This is a genomic window from Pedococcus sp. P5_B7 (assembly GCF_054049895.1).
Window position 1 is genome coordinate 1,207,838 of record NZ_JBFULM010000002.1, and the last position, 17,636, is coordinate 1,225,473.

16 protein-coding genes are annotated in these 17,636 nt (G+C 72.1%); 4 read left to right on the top strand and 12 right to left on the bottom strand.

Features of this window, described 5'->3' with window-relative positions; translation table 11 throughout:
* Nucleotides 1–21: 21 nt before the first annotated feature.
* From hemB to ACXJKD_RS08700, 7 genes are all read right to left on the bottom strand, one after another.
* The gene (hemB, locus tag ACXJKD_RS08670) at nt 22–1,017 is read right to left on the bottom strand and encodes a porphobilinogen synthase (protein WP_457254077.1); all 996 of its coding nucleotides are present in this window, start codon (nt 1,015–1,017) and stop codon (nt 22–24) included.
* 5 nt (nt 1,018–1,022) lie between these two features.
* Nucleotides 1,023–2,681, bottom strand: coding sequence for a uroporphyrinogen-III synthase (locus tag ACXJKD_RS08675; RefSeq protein WP_457254078.1), 1,659 nt, complete (start codon nt 2,679–2,681; stop codon nt 1,023–1,025).
* Nucleotides 2,678–3,781: a hydroxymethylbilane synthase gene (gene hemC, locus ACXJKD_RS08680; protein ID WP_457254079.1), complete on the bottom strand. Its 1,104-nt coding sequence runs from the start codon at nt 3,779–3,781 to the stop codon at nt 2,678–2,680. The genes ACXJKD_RS08675 and hemC overlap by 4 nt, the downstream gene beginning before the upstream one ends.
* Nucleotides 3,778–5,088: a glutamyl-tRNA reductase gene (locus tag ACXJKD_RS08685; protein ID WP_457254080.1), complete on the bottom strand. Its 1,311-nt coding sequence runs from the start codon at nt 5,086–5,088 to the stop codon at nt 3,778–3,780. Before ACXJKD_RS08685 ends, hemC begins: the two co-directional genes overlap by 4 nt.
* Nucleotides 5,085–5,834 carry a redox-sensing transcriptional repressor Rex gene (locus ACXJKD_RS08690; protein WP_457254081.1) on the bottom strand — a complete coding sequence of 250 codons (750 nt, stop codon included), beginning with the start codon at nt 5,832–5,834 and terminating at the stop codon, nt 5,085–5,087. Before ACXJKD_RS08690 ends, ACXJKD_RS08685 begins: the two co-directional genes overlap by 4 nt.
* A gap of 133 nt (nt 5,835–5,967) precedes the next feature.
* Nucleotides 5,968–6,249: a glutaredoxin family protein gene (locus ACXJKD_RS08695; RefSeq protein ID WP_457254082.1), complete on the bottom strand. Its 282-nt coding sequence runs from the start codon at nt 6,247–6,249 to the stop codon at nt 5,968–5,970.
* A 108-nt stretch (nt 6,250–6,357) separates the two neighbouring features.
* Nucleotides 6,358–6,555, bottom strand: a complete 198-nt coding sequence (locus tag ACXJKD_RS08700) for a hypothetical protein (protein WP_457254083.1) — start codon at nt 6,553–6,555, stop codon at nt 6,358–6,360.
* 275 nt (nt 6,556–6,830) lie between these two features.
* On the opposite strand from ACXJKD_RS08700, the gene ACXJKD_RS08705 reads away from it, so the two are divergent.
* Nucleotides 6,831–7,556, top strand: a complete 726-nt coding sequence (locus ACXJKD_RS08705; protein ID WP_457254084.1) for an RNA polymerase sigma factor — start codon at nt 6,831–6,833, stop codon at nt 7,554–7,556.
* Nucleotides 7,557–7,742: 186 nt separating this feature from the next.
* The gene (locus ACXJKD_RS08710; RefSeq protein WP_457254085.1) at nt 7,743–8,909 is read left to right on the top strand and encodes a DUF5667 domain-containing protein; all 1,167 of its coding nucleotides are present in this window, start codon (nt 7,743–7,745) and stop codon (nt 8,907–8,909) included.
* Between the two features lie 51 nt (nt 8,910–8,960).
* On the opposite strand, the gene ACXJKD_RS08715 is transcribed toward ACXJKD_RS08710, so the two are convergent.
* The 3 genes from ACXJKD_RS08715 to ACXJKD_RS08725 form a co-directional block, all read right to left on the bottom strand.
* Nucleotides 8,961–10,340: a 1-acyl-sn-glycerol-3-phosphate acyltransferase gene (locus ACXJKD_RS08715; protein ID WP_457254086.1), complete on the bottom strand. Its 1,380-nt coding sequence runs from the start codon at nt 10,338–10,340 to the stop codon at nt 8,961–8,963.
* Nucleotides 10,340–11,389 (bottom strand): NAD-dependent epimerase/dehydratase family protein, encoded by a 1,050-nt coding sequence (locus tag ACXJKD_RS08720; RefSeq protein WP_457254087.1) that lies wholly within the window; start codon nt 11,387–11,389, stop codon nt 10,340–10,342. The genes ACXJKD_RS08715 and ACXJKD_RS08720 overlap by 1 nt, the downstream gene beginning before the upstream one ends.
* 143 nt (nt 11,390–11,532) lie before the next feature.
* Nucleotides 11,533–11,631 carry a 30S ribosomal protein bS22 gene (locus ACXJKD_RS08725; RefSeq protein ID WP_003792170.1) on the bottom strand — a complete coding sequence of 33 codons (99 nt, stop codon included), beginning with the start codon at nt 11,629–11,631 and terminating at the stop codon, nt 11,533–11,535.
* A gap of 260 nt (nt 11,632–11,891) precedes the next feature.
* Here ACXJKD_RS08725 and ACXJKD_RS08730 point away from each other — a divergent pair, with 260 nt between their 5' ends.
* Nucleotides 11,892–15,128 carry a M36 family metallopeptidase gene (locus tag ACXJKD_RS08730; protein WP_457254088.1) on the top strand — a complete coding sequence of 1,079 codons (3,237 nt, stop codon included), beginning with the start codon at nt 11,892–11,894 and terminating at the stop codon, nt 15,126–15,128.
* An 86-nt stretch (nt 15,129–15,214) separates the two neighbouring features.
* Here ACXJKD_RS08730 and ACXJKD_RS08735 read toward each other — a convergent pair whose 3' ends face one another.
* On the bottom strand, nt 15,215–15,415 hold the full coding sequence (locus tag ACXJKD_RS08735) for a helix-turn-helix domain-containing protein (RefSeq protein ID WP_056915613.1): 201 nt from the start codon (nt 15,413–15,415) through the stop codon (nt 15,215–15,217).
* 205 nt (nt 15,416–15,620) lie between these two features.
* Nucleotides 15,621–16,817: an acetoin utilization protein AcuC gene (locus ACXJKD_RS08740; RefSeq protein WP_457254089.1), complete on the bottom strand. Its 1,197-nt coding sequence runs from the start codon at nt 16,815–16,817 to the stop codon at nt 15,621–15,623.
* An 88-nt stretch (nt 16,818–16,905) separates the two neighbouring features.
* Between ACXJKD_RS08740 and ACXJKD_RS08745 the strand changes: the two genes are divergently transcribed.
* Nucleotides 16,906–17,589 (top strand): potassium channel family protein, encoded by a 684-nt coding sequence (locus ACXJKD_RS08745; RefSeq protein WP_457254090.1) that lies wholly within the window; start codon nt 16,906–16,908, stop codon nt 17,587–17,589.
* The last annotated feature ends 47 nt before the right edge of the window (nt 17,590–17,636 follow it).

Genomic DNA, 17,636 nt, shown 5'->3' on the forward strand with positions numbered 1-17,636 from the left:
TCGGGGGAACCGGCCCGTTCGTCATGTCCGCAGGAGGCGGGCGGCCTCGAGGGCGTAGTAGGTGAGGATGATCTGCGCGCCGGCGCGACGGATGTTGAGCAGCGACTCCATCATCGCCCGCTCGCGGTCGATCCAGCCGTTCGCCGACGCGGCCTCGATCATGGAGTACTCCCCGGAGATCTGGTAGGCCGCCACCGGCACGGTCGACACCGCAGCGGCTGCCGCGACGATGTCGAGGTGGGGCATGGCCGGCTTGACCATGACGATGTCGGCGCCCTCGGCGATGTCGAGCTCGAGCTCGCGCAGCGCCTCGGTCGCATTCGCCGGGTCCTGCTGGTAGGTCGCCCGGTCGCCCTCGAGCGAGGACTGCACCGCCTCGCGGAACGGGCCGTAGAGACCCGAGGTGTACTTCGCGGCATACGCGAGGATCACGGTGTCGGTGAAACCCTCGGCGTCGAGCGCGTCGCGGACGTGGGCCACCTGGCCGTCCATCATGCCGGACAGGCCGAGCACGTGGGCGCCGGCGCGGGCCTGCGCGAGGCCCATCGCGGCATACCGCTCCAGGGTCGCGTCGTTGTCGACGCGGCCGTCAGCGGTGAGGACCCCGCAGTGGCCGTGGTCGGTGAACTCGTCGAGGCACAGGTCGGCCATCACGACGATCCGACTCCCCACCGCGTCGACGACGGCGCGCAGGGCGACGTTGAGGATGCCGTCGGGGTCATCGGCCCCGGAGCCGACCGGGTCCTTGTCGAGCGGCACGCCGAACAGCATGATCCCGCCGACCCCGGCGTCAGCCGCCTCGCGGGCGGTCGCCACGAGGGACTCCAGGGTGTGCTGGACGACCCCGGGCATCGCCGAGATCGCTTGGGGCGCGCCGATGCCCTCGCGGACGAAGACGGGCAGCACGAGCTCGGCGGGGTCGAGCCGCGTCTCGGCGACGAGCCGCCGCAGGGCCACGGACTGCCGCAGCCGGCGGGGCCGGATCACCGGCCCCACCGGCTGCGAGTGGTCAGTCATGCGGGCTACTTGGCCCGACGACGCGACGCGGACTTCTTGGCGCTCGGGCGCACGACCGGCTCGCCGGCCTCCGCCGCAGCCGCCGCGAGACCCAGGCCGTAGTCGGCCAGCGCGTCGATCAACGAGTCCGACGACGCCTCCGGGGCGAGGACGTCGACCCGCAGGCCGTGCTCCTCGGCGGTCTTGGCCGTGGCCGGGCCGATGCACGCGATCACCGTGGACGGGTGCGGCTTGCCGGCGATGCCGACGAGGTTGCGCACCGTCGAGGACGACGTGAACACCGCCGCGTCGAACTGCCCGCCCTTGATGGCCTCGCGGATGTGGGCGGCCGGCGGCGCGGCGCGCACCGTGCGGTATGCCGTGACGTCGTCCACCTCCCAGCCCATCTCCTGGAGGCCGGCGACGAGGGTGTCGGTGGCGATGTCGGCCCGCGGCAGGAAGACCCGGTTGATGGGGTCGAGCACCTCGTCGAACGGCGGCCACTCCTCGAGCAGACCGTGCGCCGACATCTCACCGGAGGGCACGAGGTCGGGCACGATGCCCCACTCGCGCAGGGCGGCGGCGGTGACCCCACCGACGGCGGCGATCTTCAGCCCGGCGAACGCACGGGCGTCGAGACCGAACTCCTCGAACTTCTCGCGCACCGCCTTCACGGCGTTCACCGAGGTGAACCCGATCCACTCGTAGCGACCGGTGACCAGGCCCTTGACGGCGCGCTCCATCTGCTGGGGCGTGCGCGGCGGCTCGACCGAGATCGTCGGGACGACCTCGGCGGTCGCGCCGAAGGACTCGAGCCGGGCGATGGTCGAGCCGGACTGCTCCTTGGTGCGGGGCACCAGGACGTTCCAGCCGAACAGCGGCTTGGTCTCGAACCAGGAGAGGTTCTCGCGGAGGGCCACGGTCGAGCCAACCACGGCCAGGGCCGGGAACTCCAGGGTCTTCATGACCTTCGCGACCTCGCCCAGGGTGGTCACGCGGGTGGCCTGCCGGATGGTGGTGCCGCGCTCGGTGAGGGCGACGGGGCTCTCTGCCGGCCGGCCGGCGGCCAGGAGCTTGCCGAGAGCCGTGCCGAGGTCGTCGGGCTGGCCGAGCAGCACGACCGTGACCGACTCGGCCACCGAGGCGGCCCAGTCGACGTGCCGGTCGTTCGCCGAGATGACGTGCACGGCGGGCGAGCTGCTCGACGTCAGCGGGATGCCGGCATACGCGGGCACGGCCGAGACGGCGCTGACGCCGGGGACGATGTCGAACCCGATGCCGGCCTTCTGGCAGGCGAGGGCTTCCTCGGCCAGGCCGTTGAAGGTGCCCGGGTCGCCGTCCATCAGCCGGACGACGAGGCCGCCCGACGCGGACTTGGCCGCCCTGACGACCAGCTTGGCCCGCATCGCGTGGGTCAGCGGCTGGCCGTGGTCGCCGTGACCGGCGTCGATGACCTCGACGCCCTCACGGCAGTAGCGGCGGACGACGTCCTCGCGGGCCACCTGGTCGATGACGACCACGGCGGCGGCGGCGAGGAACTCCAGCGAGCGCACCGTCATGAGTCCGGAGTCGCCGGGGCCGGCGCCGACGAAGGCGACACGTCCCGGGACCCGGCTCTGGCGAGCGGTCGGGCTGGTGGGGCTCGAGGAGGTTGAGGTGGTGGTGGTCGAGCGCGTGGGGCTCACAGTGCACGCTCCGTGCTGTCGTGTTCGGGTATGCGGTCGGTGCTGCTGTCGGGGCCGGCGAGCGGATCGGGTCCGGTCGCCCCGGGTGGGTCGGGCGGCAGCGCCTCGGGGCGGTGGCTCGCGGGACCGTCGCCGGACGGCGTCGGTGGGGCTGGTGGTCGCTCCTCGGGACCGCGCAGCAGGTCGCCGCCGTCCTCGAGCAGGACTGCCGCGAGCCGTCGGCCCAGGGCTTCGCCGTCGTCGGCGCTACCCACGAGCGAGCGGCGCAGGTCGAACGACCCGTCGACGGCGCCGACGAAGGCACGCAGCGACAGCTCGAGGCCGTCCTCGCCCTCGACGACCTCGGCGAGCGCCCCGACCGGTGCGGAGCAGCCGGCCTCGAGCGCGGCCAGGACGGCCCGCTCGGCGGTGACGCAGACGCGGGTGTCGGGGTCGTCGAGGACCTCGAGCGCAGCCAGCGTCACGAGGTCGTCGGCACGGCACTCGACCGCCAGGGCACCCTGACCGGGGGCCGGCAGCATCTGGAGCGGGTCGATGGCCTCGGCCACGTCGTCGAGCCGGCCGAGCCGAGCCAGGCCGGCGCGCGCGAGCACGACCCCGTCGAGGGCACCGTCCCTGACCAGGGCGATGCGGGTGTCGACGTTGCCACGGATGTCCTTGACGGACAGTCCGAGACCGAGGGCCGCGAGCTGGGCGACCCGGCGCGGCGAACCGGTGCCGACCACGGCACCCTCGCCGAGCTCACCCAGCGTGCGTCCGCCGGACGACACCAGGACGTCACGCGGGTCCTCGCGGACCGGGACGGCCGCGACGACGAGCCCGGGCTCGGGCGTGGTGGGCAGGTCCTTGAGGGAGTGCACGGCGAAGTCGACCTCGCCGGCAAGCAGGGCGCGACGCAACGCCGCGGCGAAGACGCCGGTGCCACCGATCGAGGCCAGCGAGGCGGTCGAGGTGTCCCCCTCGGTGACGATCTCCACGAGCTCGACGGTGTGTCCCCGGGCGCGCAGCAGGTCGGCCACCCAGGTCGACTGGGTGGTCGCGAGCGCGCTGCGGCGGGTGCCCAGGCGCAGGCTCAGCGGAGCGGCGGCAGGTGCGCTCACGGCATACCTCCCCGCTCGGGCGGCGGGACGGACGCGGTGGCAGCCTCGCCGGGGCGCAGGTCGAAGAGCTCGCGCAGGGCCTCGGCGTAGTCGGCGCCCTGGCCGCCCACGGCCCGCTCCTTCACCCTGATGGTGGGGGTGTGCAGCAGCTTCTCGACGATGCGGTGCACCGCGAGCTGCACCTCGGCGCGGGCCACCTCGTCGAGGTCGGGCAGCCGCTGGTCGAGGCGGGTCAGCTCGCCCGCGACGACCTCCGCGGCGTGCGAGCGCAGCGCGGCGACGGTCGGCGCGACGCTCTCCGCGGCGCGCGAGGTGAGGTATGCCGCGACCTCACCGATGACGAGGTCGGCCACCTCGCTCACCTGCGGCGGCGTCTGCCCGCCGGACAGCTCCTCCCCCAGCGCGGCCAGCCCGGCGAGGGTGACCCCGCTCAGCGAGGCGACCTCGGGAGCCACGTCGTGGGGCAGGGCGAGGTCGATGTAGGCCTGCGGGCGACCGGCCCGGGCCACCTGGGCGTCGCCTGCGTTCGCGAGGTCGACCACCACACCGGTCGAACCGGTGCAGGAGATCACGACGTCGGCGCCGGCGAGGGCGGCGGACAGGTCGTCGAGCGGGCGGGCGGTGCCGCCGGTGCGCTCAGCCAGCCGGAGTGCCTTGGCGAGGGTGCGGTTGACGATGGTGAGACCCGCGGCGCCACGACGCAGCACGGTGGTCGCGGCCAGCGAGCTCATGCCGCCGGCCCCGACGACGAGCACCCTGAGGCCGGCCAGCGGGCCCAGCTCGCGCTCGGCCCGGGCCAGCCCGGCCTCGACGAGCGAGACGCTGACCGCGTCGATGCCGGTCTCGGTGTGGGCCCGCTTGCCGACCCGGAGGGCCTGCTGGAACAGGGTGTTGAGGGCCGGCCCGGCGTGCCCGGACTTCTGCGACTCGCGCAGGGCCGTGCGCATCTGGCCGAGGATCTGGGCCTCGCCCACCGCCATCGAGTCCAGCCCGCAGGCGACCGTGAAGGCGTGCGCGATCGCGCGGTCCTCGTAGTGGACGTAGAGGTGCTCGCGCAGCTCGTCACGGCCGACCCCGGTGACCTCGGTCAGCGCGTCGGCGATGTCGGTGACCGCCCCGTGGAAGGTCATCGACTCGGCGTAGACCTCGGTGCGGTTGCACGTGGACACGACGATCGCCTCGGTGAGGTTGTCGCGACCGGTCAGGCTGGCGGACAGGGCCCGCCGGCCGGCGGCGTCGAGGGTCATGGCCTCGAGGAGCGGCAGGGGCGCCGTGTGGTGGGACAGGCCCAGGATCACGAGGCTCATCGACGCACCACCCGGGTCGTCTCGAGGCCCACGGACTCGCGGCCCACGGGCCCGAGGTTCACGGGCTCGCGCGCGACGGCGTCGAGCGCACCCTCGGCGGCGAGCGCCTTGCGCTGCTCGTGGAAGGCGAGGATCTGGAGCTCGGTCGACAGGTCGACCTTGCGGACGTCGACGTCGTCGGGCACCACCAGCACGCACGGGGCGAAGTTGAGGATCGAGCGCACTCCGGCGGCCACCAGCTGGTCGCAGACCCCCTGGGCGGAGGCGGCGGGCGTGGCGATGACGCCGATGGCCAGGCCCTGCTCGGCGACCAGCTCGTCGAGCACGGACATCGGCTGCACGGTGATGCCGGCGATCTCCTGGCCGAGCAGACCGGCGTCCTGGTCGAGGAGGGCCACCACCCGGAATCCCCGCGTGGCGAACCCGCTGTAGGCCGCGAGCGCGTGGCCGAGGTTTCCCATGCCGATGATGGCGACCGGCCAGTCCTGGGTGAGGCCGAGCTCACGGGAGATCTGGTAGGCGAGGTGGTCGACCTCGTAGCCGACACCCCGCACGCCGTAGGAGCCGAGGTGGGAGAGGTCCTTGCGGAGCTTGGCGCTGCGGACGCCCGCGGCGGAGGCCAGCTCCTCGGAGGACACCGACGTGATCCCGCGTTCCGCCAGGCCGGTCAGGGCGCGGAGGTACTCGGGTAGCCGTGCGACCGTGGCGTCGGGAATACCCCGACGGGCGCTCGGGTCGGCAGACACAGTCTTTTCCGGCTCCTTCTCATCACTGGCAGTCCGCGCCTGGCTGGGGCGGACGGGAGCCTCTGCAGATTACGCTTTTGTGAACGGATGCACAAAGTCACAAGCAGGCGTCTCGCCGAGCACGTGAGCCGCGTCACGTCGAGCGCGTGAGGGCGGCCCGGAGTCGCGTTTCGTCGACCCGCCAGTAGTCGTGCTGGCGGCCGTCGACGAAGGTGACCGGGATCTGCTCCCAGTACTGCTCCCTGAGCGCCGGCTCGTCCTCGATCGACCGCTCCACCCAGCCGACCCCGACATCGGCGGCCACCCGGGCGATGACGGCGCGGGCCGCGTCGCACAGGTGGCAGCCCGGCTTGCTCACCAGCGTGATGCGCGCCGGTGGTGGCGTCGCAGCGGTGGGAGGCGGCAGGTCGGACACATCCCGAGGGTATGCCGCGTGGCCCAGGCCCTGAGCCTTCGCGGGCCTTCGCGGGGCTTCGCGGGGTCAGCGGGCTCGGGCCGGTGGGCCCGGGTCGCCCTCGGCGCGCTATGCCGTGCCCCACGCTGAGGGGCAGGGACGCCGACCAGGGACGCCGACGCTGGCACCTGGCGAGATGGTGCACCGCACCGGCACCGGCACCTGCACCGGCACCCGCACCCGCACCCGCACCCGCACCGGCACCCGCACGGGCACCCGCACCTGCACCTGCACCTGCACCTGCACCTGCCCCACGCTCGGGGGCATTGCATAGCGTCGTCACATCGACCCACGCCCAGGGACTTCCGGAGGCGACACCGCGGCATACCCCTGTTTGCGTGGGGACGGGGCCGATGGCCTGCTCTGCGACGCGCTGGCGGTGGAGTGTGGTGCAGGTCTCCTGACAATCCGACAGATATCGGGGAAACTGTCTCGGTCAGGAGGCCCCCATCCGGATCCGTGCACGTCGCAGCGCCGCGAGTCGTCTCGCGGTGCTCCGTCCTGCCCGAAGCGTTCCGGTCTGGGCAACGAGCGCCCCGGCGATGGGTTACGCGGGGGCCGGCAACCACGGGATGGGCCCGGCGACCGCGGACTTCCTCGACACCTTGCGGGTGCTGCTCACCCTCGCGGGCGACGCGGGCACGTTGTCGGGGGGCGGGTCCGGCCAGGGAGGGACCGCGGCCAGCGCGGGCTTCGGGCCGGGCGAGGCCCCCCAGGACTTCGAGCGCATCTCGGCCCTGGTCGAGCTCGCGCAGCGCGGTGACAGCGAGGCGTTCGGCCTGCTCTACGAGCGGTACGTCGACGTCGTCTTCCGCTACGTCTACGTGCGCGTGGGGGGCCGGCAGCTCGCCGAGGACATCACCTCCGAGACCTTCCTGCGCGCCCTGCGCCGGATGGACTCCTTCTCCTGGCAGGGACGCGACATCGCGGCGTGGTTCATCACCATCGCCCGCAACCTGATCACGGACAACGCCAAGTCGGCGCGGTTCCGCATGGAGGTCTCGACCGCCGACATGCTCGACGCCGACCCGCGCGTCGAGGCTGCTCCCGATCACGAGGTGCTCGACCGGCTCCGCAACGAGCGGCTGCTCCAGGCGGTGAAGGGCCTCAAGCCCGAGCAGGCCGAGTGCGTCGTGCTGCGGTTCCTCCAGGGACTCACCCTCGCCGAGACGGCCAAGGTGCTCGGCAAGTCAGAGGGTGCGGTCAAGCAGCTCCAGCTGCGCGCCGTGCGGGCCCTCCACCGGGAGCTGGCCGATGTCGACATCTGAGGTGGTCGCGGTGCGCGCGGGGTGGTTCGGGTCTCCCCCGGACTCCAGCGAGTTTCGAGACGTGTCGACGCGTAACTTCCCGGGCCGCCACTCGTTCTCAGCGCGAAGGACCGTCATCGACACGACCGCCCGGATCACCTCGATCCGCGCACAGGTCGCAGCAGGGCTGGGGAGGGAGGTGCCGGCATGCCAGTTCTGAACCGCTCGGCAGACCGTTTCCAGCGCGCCCTGGACGGCGAGCGCATCACCGACGCGAGCCTCGCCGAGCTCGTCGAGACCAGCCGTCACCTCGTGGGGCTGACCTCGGCCGTGCCCGCCGCCGACGCGGCGTTCGTGGCCACCTTGCGCGAGCGACTGATGGCCGAGGCCGCCCGGATGCCGGCCCCGAGCCCCGTCGCCGCGAAGGCCGCCGCTGCGCGCCGGGCCGCGTCGCGCACCACCCCGGTCGTCGTCGTGGTCGGTCGCGGGCTGCCCAGGCTGCTGGCCGGCGCCGCCGCGTCGGCTCTCCTGGTCGGCGGGGTCGTGGGCGTCGCCTCGCGCAGCGCCGTGCCGGGTCAGGCGCTCTACCCCGTCAAGGGCTGGCTCGACGGGGTCGCGGTGCGGCTCGCCGACAACGACCTCGAGCGCGGCCAGACCTACCTCTCGCAGGCACAGGACCACGTCTCCGACGCCCGCACGCTCGCCGAGGGCAGCAGGGACATCGGCGACATCGACACCGCCCTCACCGCCGCGACCGACTCGGTGCGCAAGGGCCGTCAGGCGCTCGACACCTCCTACGCCACCACCGGCAACCCCCAGGCCCTGTTGGCGATGCGTGACTTCACGGCGCGCACCCTCCCCCAGCTCGAGGCCCTGCGCACCGAGGTGCCACCCGAGTCGCTGCCACAGCTGGCCGCACTCGAGGCCCTGCTCCGCGAGACCGAGCAGAGCACGTCCCGCCGGATCGCCGTGTGCGGGAGCGCCTGCAGCGGGTTCGCCTCCTCCCCTCTCGGGCCGTCGTCGCTGCCCGGGTCCGCGACCACGGCGCCCTCGGGCTCGCCGACTTCGGCCGCCTCGGGGGGTGTCACCGTCCCCGACACGGCGGTGACCGTGCCGGGCGGCGTGCCCGTGCCCGGCGGACCCGGCACGTCCGGGCCGATCCTCGGGGGAGGCGGTGGCGGTTCGAGCGTCGGCACGACCGGCGCCAGCGTCGGCCTGCCGACGTTGAGCGTCTCGGTGCCGGTCGTCCCGTCCGTGACGGCCACGGTGCCGCTCCCGACGGTGAGCCTGGGCACCGGCAGCGTGAGCGCCACCGTGCCCAGCAGCACGCTCGGCCCGGTCACGCTGCCCGGCGTGACCGTCACCCTGCCCTGACAGCCAGCCCAGCCGGCCCTGACCTGACGTGACCGGTCAGTCCGGGTCAGGTCAGAAGAAGACGGAACGCCGCTGCATCAACAGCGAGTAGAGCGTCTGCTGGATCGTCTCGCGCACCTGGTCGGTGAGGTCGAAGACCAGCATCGGGTCGTCCGCGGCGTTGGGCCCGAGGTCGGCCGTCTCCACCGGTGACCCGAATTCGATGATCCACTTGCTGGGCAACGGGATCAGGCCGAGCGGTCCGAGCAACGGCCAGGTCGGGGTGATCGGGGCGTAGGGAGCCCCCAGGAGCCGCGCGACCGTCTTCATGTTGCCGATGATCGGGTAGATCTCCTCGGCGCCGACGATCGAGCACGGGATGATCGGCGCACCGGTGCGCAGGGCCGCCGAGACGAACCCGCCCCGCCCGAACCGCTGGAGCTTGTAGCGCTCACTGAACGGCTTGCCCACGCCCTTGAAGCCCTCCGGCCACACGCCGCACAGCTCACCGCTCGACAGCAGCCGCTCGGCGTCGGGGTTGGCGGCCAGGGTCGAGCCGGACTTGCGGGCGACCTGCCCGATCACGGGGGTCTGGAAGACGAGGTCGGCGCCGAGCATGCGCAGGTGGCGGTGCGACGGGTGCTCGTCGTGGACGGCCACCTGCGTCATCAGGGAGTCCATCGCGATGGTGCCCGAGTGGTTGGCCACCACCAGCCCACCACCCTCGGTGGGGATGTTCTCGATGCCGCGCACCTCGACCCGGAACCACGAGCGGTAGAGCGGACGCAGCACGGGCAGGTAGAAGTGCCGGGTGAAGTCCTCGTCGAACCCGAACTCGTCGACGGTGTAGTCGCCGGTCACCCGTCGCCGCACGAACGACAGCAGCGAGGCGATGTGACGCTCGACGTCGTCGGACGAGATGCCCGCGGCCTCGGAGGCCACCCGCACGGCCGCGATCCCGGCCGTCAGCAGCTCCTCGACCCCGGGGGCCACGCTCCGCGCGCCAGCTCCCGCGATCGGGTCGACGACCTCGGGGACGACGTCGTCGGTGACGGCTTTGAGCGCCCGCACCTTCGGTGCCTGGGTATGCCGCGCGGCCGGCTTCGCCGCGTCGGTCGCCCCAGCTTCGGGGCCGGCGGATGCGGTCGACGTGGCGGCCCTGGTCGTGCGGGCGCCGGAGCGCGCCACGGCCTTGCGGGTCGGCACCGCCTTCGCCACCGGGCGGGGACGGTGCTTCCCGCTCGAGGTCGGCGTCGCCGAGCGGTCCTGCGTCGCACTGCCGGCAGCCGTCGTCGTGGTCGCCGACGGGGCTGTCGCCGGCTCCGCCGCCGCGATGAGCGGCGTGCTGCGTCGCTTGGCCCGCTCCCCCGAGGCGCGGGCGGCTCCTGCCGCCAGGGCCCCCTTGCGGGGGGTGGGCTTCTTCGACGCCTTGGCGCCGGAGGTCGAGGCCATCAGTCGTTCCTCCCTGCAGCCCACACGTGACTGATCGCGCTGGCGGCACTCCCCGCGGCACCGGTCACGGCCGCGCCGAACATCCCCGCACCGGGGATCGCCGACCCGACGCCGTGGGCGTAGTCCTGGAAGGCGGAGCGCGTCGTGTAGGCGGGCTCGAAGCCCAGCACCTCACGCATCCGCGTGGTGTCGAGTCCGCGGCCGTAGGCCAGGAACTGGATCTGGTCACTGCTGAAGTCGGCGAGGCCCGAGCGCTTGACGAGGTTGCCGAAGATCCCCGCGGCGGGCATGGGCACGGGCACGATCGGGCGCCCGGCCATCCCCGCGGCCTGCGAGACCGTGATGACGCCGTCGCCGGAGATGTTCGTGATGCCGCTGCTGACGCCCGTCGTGGCGACGAGGAGCGAGGCGATCGCGTCGCTCTCGTGGACGAACTGGAGCCGGGCGTCGTAGCCGAACGGCACGGGCACGACCGGGAGGGCGAAGTAGTCGGTCAGCGAGGTGCGGATGCCCCGGCCGATGATGTTGGCGAAGCGGAGCATCGAGATCTCGACGTCGGGGCGACGGCGCGAGAAGCCCCGGACGTAGCCCTCGACCTCGACCGAGTCCTTGCCGAATCCCGCGCGGGGCAACGACTTCGGACCCATCTCCTCGGTGAACATCGCCGGGTCGCGCGGGCTGGAGCCGTAGACGGCAGCCGACGACTTCACGACCAGGCGCTTGATGCTCGTGGCCTTCTGGCACGCAGCGAGCAGCTGCATCGTGCCGATGACGTTGATCTCCTTCTGGGAGGTCCGTCCGCCGGCGTGCGTCGGCGTCGCGATGACGTTCATGTGCACGACGGTGTCGACCTCGGACTGCGCGATGATCTTGCCGATCATCGGGTTCCGGATGTCGGCGCGCACGAACTCGGCCCGGCCGATGTCGCCGGGCGGCGGGATCACGTCGACCCCGATGACCCGCTTGACCGACGGGTCGGCCGTGAGGGCTCGCGCGAACTGCCCCCCGAGATACCTCGAGACGCCCGTCACGAGTACGACGTCAGCCACAGTGCAGACCCTACCGACCGGACCCACCGGCGTGACCGCGACGTCCATGCCCATGGGCGTGACGTCCATCCCACGGCGCGGTCGCGGCCCGACCCAGGTGCTCGAGGGCAGAAAGAAGGCCCCCGCACGGCGGGGGCCTTCGGTCACTTCTTGTTGCGTCGCTGGTGGCGCGTCTTGCGAAGCAGCTTGCGGTGCTTCTTCTTCGCCATGCGCTTGCGGCGCTTCTTGATGACAGAGCCCATGATGTCCTCTTGGTCGTGGTCGTGTTGCCGGACGGGGCAACGAACGCACCACGCCGAACTGTGGACGTCACTCTAGCGGCCCGCGACCCCACGGCCCAAACCCGCTTCCCCACGGTGCACCCCGACGGGCCCCGGTGGCGGGAATCCGCCACGACCGGGTCGCGAGCCCGACATGACCGGCCAGTAACCCCCCGCGGTGGGACCTCGTTGTCATGCCACCCGGGCCGGTGAGAGCCCGCAGAGCGCAGGAGACGTCGACCATGTCCCGTAAGCACCCCGCTGTCCGACCACTGGGAATCGGGGTGTGCCTGCTGACCGCAGCCGCCACCGCCCTCCCCCTCTCGACGGCGTCGGCAGCCCTTCCCGCCGCCCCCGTCCTGCCGGCCCTCGGCGACACCGTCGACGCCCTCGCCAAGACCCTGGACACCCGGCTGGTGAAGGATGCCGTCGCGCCGACGACGCCGGCCCGCACCGCCGCCTCCGCGCTGCTCGCCAAGGCCGGCAGCGGCACGCGGGCCACCTGGGACGAGCGGTTCGGCACGCTGCGGTCGGTCCGCACCGACGGCTACCTCACCGCGGCGACGAACGGCTCCGCCGTCGAGGTCGCCCGCGCCTGGCTGCGCACGAACGCCGCGGCCTTCGGGCTGGGCACCGCCCAGGTCGACTCGCTGGCCGTGGTCCGCGACCACGCGCTCCCCACCACCGGGACGCACGTCGTGGACTTCGTCCAGACCACCGACGGTGTCGCCGCCGCGCGCGGCGGTCGCCTGAACGTCGCCGTCACCAAGGACGGCAAGGTGCTCTCGTATGCCGGTGACCCCACCCCGGGTGCGAACCTCACCGGTGGCTGGGTCCTCGGCGAGGCGGCCGCGCTGCTGAAGGTCGCCGGCGGCCTCGCGCCGGGTGTCGCCTACGCCCCCAAGGCGAACGGCACCCAGGCCGGCTACACCACGTACGCGAACGGGCCCTTCGGTGGACCGTCGTACGTGAAGAAGGTGACCTTCGGGACCAAGGCCGGCCCCGTCGCGGCATACAAGGTGTACTTCATCAAGAGCCCGCAGGAGGCCTGGGAGGTCGTCGTCGACGGCACCACCGGGCGCACCCTCTACCGCACCTCCGTCGTCGACTTCGAGGGTGACCCGCAGGGCACGGTCTACGACAACTACCCGGGAGCGGCCCAGGGTGGTCAGCCGCGCCAGCAGTCCTTCGGCCCGACCGCCCAGTCGCCCAAGGGCTGGGTCGACCCGACCGGGCTCGCGGGCACCGGTGTCACGACCTACGGCAACAACGCCGACACCTACGCCAACTGGTCCAACTTCATCGGGCCGGTGGACAACGCCCCGCGCCCCGTCGCCCCGACCGGGAACTTCAGCTACACCTACACGAACCAGTGGGCCGCCACGAAGGGCCAGACGGTCCCGCCGTCGTACGCCCAGGACCTCGACCCGGCGGCGACCAACTTGTTCTTCCAGCACAACCGGATCCACGACGAGTACTACGCCCTCGGGTTCACCGAGACGGCCGGCAACTTCCAGCTCGACAACGGCAGCAACGGTGGCTCGGGCGGCGACCCGATCCGCGGGCTCGTCCAGGCCGGCGCCGCGTCCGGTGGCAACCCGACCTACACCGGTCGCGACAACGCCTACATGCTCACCCTCGACGACGGGATCCCGCCGTGGAGCGGCATGTTCCTGTGGGAGCCCATCGACGACGCCTTCGAGGGTCCCTACCGGGACGGCTCGTTCGACATGAGCGTGATCCAGCACGAGTACACGCACGGCCTGTCCACCCGCTACGTCGCGGGCGGCAGCGCGCTCGGCTCGCAGCAGGCCGGCTCGATGGGTGAGGGCTGGTCCGACTGGTACGCCCTCAACCACGGCTTCAAGGCCGGGCTGCTGACCAAGCCCATCGTCGGCGACTACGTCACCGGCAACCCCACCCGGGGCATCCGCAACTGGAACTACGACCAGAACCCGACGACGTTCGGCGACATCGGCTACGACCTGACCGGTCCGGAGGTGCACGCCGACGGCGAGATCTGGACCGCGACCCTGTGGGACCTCCGCAAGGCCCTCGTGGCCCGCTACGGCGCTGCCCAGGGAGCCGAGGTGGCCGCCCGCCTCATCACCGACGGCATGCCCCTGACCGCCCCGGACCCGAGCTTCCTCGAGGCCCGTGACGGCATCCTGTCCGCCGACCTCGACCGCTACCACGGCGACGACACCGACCTCATCTGGTCGGTCTTCGCCAAGCGTGGGGCCGGTGCCAGCGCGCACTCCGACACCGGGGACGACACCGACCCGACCCCCGGATTCGACCACCCGGTGGCCGCCAAGAACGGCACCGCCGCGCTGACCCTCGTCAACGCGACCACGGGCCAGCCGATCACCAACGCCAAGGTCATCCTCGGTCGCTTCGAGGCCCGGGTCACCCCCCTCGTCCGCACCGGCACGTCCGGCGGCGCCAGCATCAAGGCACTGGCCGGCACCTACCCGCTGACCATCCAGGCCCCCGGGTTCGGCGTCCAGACCATCGACGCGTTCGCCGTGACGGCCGGCCGCAACACGGCCAGGACGATCAAGCTCGCCCCCAACCTGGCCTCCACGGCGGCCGGCGCACAGGTCGTCAACGTCTCCAGTGAGGACGACGGCGCCCCCGCGAAGTTCGCCTTCGACGACACCGCCGCCTCGGTGTGGTCCACGAAGCCCGGCGCCACGGCATACAACGCCGGTCCGGACCAGCGCGTGACGGTGAAGCTGGCGGCGCCGGCGACGGTGAGCAGCCTGCGCGTCAGCGCGTTCAAGGCCACCAACGCCTCACGGTTCGTGGCGCTCAAGGACTTCACCGTCCAGACCTCGACCGACGGCGTCAGCTGGACCACGGCCCGCACCGGTGGCTTCGCGTATGCCGCGCCGCGGCCGACCGCGCCCGACCTCAACTTCGCGACGTTCGCGCTGGCCAAGCCCGTGCAGGCCGCCTACGTGCGGTTCTTCATCGACTCGGTCCAGGGCGACACGACGACGTCGGCGCAGGTCGCGGACATCGAGGTCTTCGGGTCAGGGGCGACCGTCGCCAACGGCTCGGTCACGCCCGACCCGGCGTACACCGACTCGGGCACGATCGTCGCGCCCAACCCCGCCGCTGGCGACCCGACCGGGCTGCAGAACGTGTTCGGCGTGACCGGCACGGAGCTGAACACCGCGTGCACGTTCCCGCCGGCCAGCCAGGGCGCCGACGGCTGGGTGACGAAGTTCCCGCTCGGCTTCTCCGACGGACTGCACTCGGTCTCGGTCAAGGGCACCAGCGACGCCGACGCCACGGTGGGCCACGACCTGGACCTGTACTTCCTGGACAGCGCCTGCCAGCTCACCGGGTCGGTGGCCACGTCGGCCGCCGACGAGTCGGCCGTCATCCCACCCGGCTCGGTCTACCTGCTGACCCAGCTCTACACCGGGGCGAACGTCGCGGTGGCCGTCACGGCGGTCGACAACCGCTGACATGGGGCTGGCTGAGCCAGCACCACGGACAGGGTGGGCCGGGACTGTCGTCCCGGCCCACCCTGTCGTCGTGCGGTCAGCACCAATCAGGCGGTGTCGACATAGGACGTTCGCAGGTACTTGTGCACAGCGTCCTCCGGGACCCGGAAGGACCGCCCCACGCGAATGGCGGGAAGCTCTCCTGCGTGCACCATGCGGTACACCGTCATCTTCGACACGCGCATGATCGAGGCCACCTCGGCAACGGTCAGGAACCGCACCTCGGCGAGCTGTCGCTCGTTGGACATGTGTTACCTCGATCTTCTACACGCGCGCATCGCCGGCTTCCCTTCCGGCGGACCTCTACTCGCGTGCAGAAGGAACTGTAGGGGCTGATGTGACTCGTGGGGAAGCCAATGGAAAAACTTCTTCCCGCTTGTCCAGTCGACACGCCGTCGGGACCTGACGAATCACACGAGTGTCACTCCTGCTGGACCGAGTCGGGTCGACGAGTCAGTCGAACCAGACGTCCAGCCCGTGCAGCGCGAAGACCGCCTGACGGGTCGCCATGATGGCTCGGTCCACCTCGTCGTGGGGGTTGTAACCCAGGTCCCAGGGCTGGTGCCAGATCGGGCCAGCGGCGGGGTCGAGGTCACCCATCCTGCGCGGCCCCTCGCGACCGAAGGCCTGCCGCACGTGCTCGAGCCAGTCCTGCGGCACGGGCTCGGTCAGCGCGATCGGCTGGTGCGCGGCGATGGCGGTCAGGTGGGTCCAGCTCCGCGGCACGACCTGCACCAGCTCGTAGCCGCCTCCCCCGAGCGCCACCCACTTCCCGTCGCAGACCTCGTGCGACAGGCGGTGCAGGGCGTCGGCGGCCACCCGCTGGGCGTCCACCGACATCGCCAGGTGGGCGAGCGGGTCCTGGGCGTGGGTGTCGCAGCCGTGCTGGGTGACCAGCACGTCGGGCTTGAAGGCGCGCACCAGCGGCAGCGCGGTCGAGTGCAGCGCCCGCAGCCAGGCCGAGTCACCGGTGCCCGGTGGCAGGGCGACGTTGACGGCCTCGCCCTGCGCCGTCGTCCCGCCGATGTCGCCCGCGAAGCCGGTGCCCGGGAAGAGCGCCCGACCCGACTCGTGCAGCGAGATGGTGAGGACGCGGGGGTCGTCCCAGAAGATGCGCTCCACGCCGTCGCCGTGGTGGACGTCGATGTCGACGTAGGCCACCCGCTGGGCGCCGTGGTCGAGCAGCCACTGGATGCCGACGGCGATGTCGTTGTAGACACAGAACCCTGCGGCGTTGCCGGCCATGGCGTGGTGCAGGCCGCCACAGAAGTTGACGCCGTGCTGCGTGCGGCCCTCCCACACGTCGGCGCACACCTGGCGGGTGCCTTCGACCACGCGGGCGCTCGCGTCGTGCATGCCCGCGAAGCCCGGGTCGTCATCGGTGCCGAGCCCGTATGCCGGGTCGGCACGGTCGGGGTCCGCGGACGCGGCGCGCACCGCGGCGACGTAGTCGGGGGTATGGACCGTGGTGAGCACCTCGTCGTCCGGCACCGGTGGCGAGAAGACCTCGACCCCCTCGTGGTCGAACACCCCCATCGCCTCGCAGAGCCGGGCGGTCAGGTCGAGCCGGACCGGGTTCATGGGATGACCCGGTCCGAAGTCGTAGGCGGTGAAGCCGGGGTCCCAGACCACCCGCACCTGTGAGGGCATGGCCCGACGCTACCCGTCGGGCGACGATTCCCGACAGCACGGTCCCACCTGCAGGGACGCGCTAGCGTGGGAGGTCTCACCATCCCCGATGCCGCGGAGGACCGCAGTGGCGAAGAAGCTCTACGAGGACGACGTGCTCGTCATCGGCCTCGGCCGGTTCGGCAGTGCGGTCGCGATCGAGCTGACCAAGCTCGGGCACCACGTGGTCGCGGTCGAGCGCGACCCACACCTCGCGGAGTCGTTCCTGGGCAAGGTGGGCCGCATCGTGCAGGCCGATGCCGCCCAGCCGCAGTCAGTCGCCAACCTCAAGGCCCGCAGCTTCCAGATCGCGGTCGTCGGCATCGGCTCGTCGGTGGAGGCCTCGGTGCTCTGCGCGATGAACCTCGTCGACGCCGGCATCCCCACCATCTGGGCCAAGGCCCTGTCGCCCGAGCACGCCCGCATCCTCGACCGGATCGGCGTGCACCACGTCATCTCCCCCGAGGTCGACAGCGGGCGCCGGGTCGCCCACCTGCTCAACGGCAAGCTGATGGACTACATCGAGTTCGACGACGGGTTCGCCATCGTCAAGATGAAGCCGCCGCAGGAAGCCATCGGATTCACGTTGCAGCAGAGCGCAATTCGCAGCAAGTACGGCGTCACGGTGGTGGGCGTGAAGTCACCCAACAGCGACTTCACGTATGCCGTGCCAGAGACCAAGGTGACCGCGCACGACACCCTGATCGTCAGCGGCCCGACCGACCTGCTCGACCGCCTCGCATCCCGCCCCTAGCCGCCGCTATCTCATGCAAAAGGCGAGTTAGCGCCGGCGCTAACTCG